The organism is Flavitalea flava (assembly GCF_054461575.1).
In genome coordinates this window covers 1-1,034 of the sequence record NZ_JBTLQH010000129.1, presented here as the reverse complement: position 1 = coordinate 1,034, position 1,034 = coordinate 1, and the positions used below count along the sequence as shown (strand labels likewise).

Here is a 1,034-nt window from a genome sequence, read left to right as displayed (position 1 = left end):
CTTCATAGATGAGCTGCGAACTGACTATCCTATTCAAGTGCTTTGTTCGGTGTTAAAAATACGGCGAAGCTGCTATTACGCTTGGAAAGCAGGCCAAACCTATCAGATAAAAGATACGGACAAAGTGATGGAAACCGAAGTGGTCTCTGTTTTTAAGGAGCATAAGCGTCGCTATGGGTCCAGGAGGATAGTCAAGGAGCTTTGCCACAGAGGGCTTGTTATAGGTCATTATAAAGCCAGGAAATTGCTTTCCCGTAATGGTTTAAGAGCTATCCAGCCAAGATCCTTTGTTCCCAAGACGACCGATAGCCGTCATAGCTATCGTGTTAGCCCGAACCTATTGAAGGAAAGAAAAGCTCCAGGCAGTCCCAACGAGGTATGGGTAGGCGATATTACCTATATTCCCATGGCGGATGGCTGCTTTCTGTATCTGTCGGTGTGGATGGACCTCTATTCCCGAAAAATTGTAGGCTGGGATCTCCGGGATCATATGCGAGAATCATTGGTGATAGAATCACTTCAAAAGGCATTAAATGTCAGAAGACTGGTCCAGCGGTTGTTGTTGCACTCTGATCGTGGAGGCCAGTACGCCGGGAATAACTTTCGTAAAAAGCTGGCGAAACATAATATTCTGCAGAGCATGAGCGACGCAGATAACCCCTATGACAACGCGCACATGGAGTCCTTCTTTTCTCGCTTCAAAGCTGAAATGCTGGAAGGTGGCGCTTTCCAGACAGTGGAGGATGCCCGTAGTGAAATATTTGAGTATATCGAGATGTACTACAACACCAAACGGCTGCATTCTTCCATAGGTTATTTATCGCCGGTTGATTTTGAGAATAACTAAATCGATAGTATTATGAACACTGTGAATAGTCCTCCAAAAAGCCCGAAACATAATCATGTCAAAGAACAACGATGCACCGATGTCCGGAAATATTCCTGGCAGGTTGCTCCCCAGCAGAGCCTGCTTCCGTTTCTTTCCGGCAAAACAAATGTAACCAAACCAAGTAATGATACAAAAAATAAATACC

The 1,034-nt window shown here is 45.0% G+C and carries 1 protein-coding gene; it reads left to right on the top strand.

All coding sequences use genetic code 11. The features are described 5' to 3' along the window. The first annotated feature begins 4 nt into the window (after positions 1–4). Positions 5–847 (top strand): IS3 family transposase, encoded by an 843-nt coding sequence (locus ACX0G9_RS31675; RefSeq protein WP_459069005.1) that lies wholly within the window; start codon positions 5–7, stop codon positions 845–847. The last annotated feature ends 187 nt before the right edge of the window (positions 848–1,034 follow it).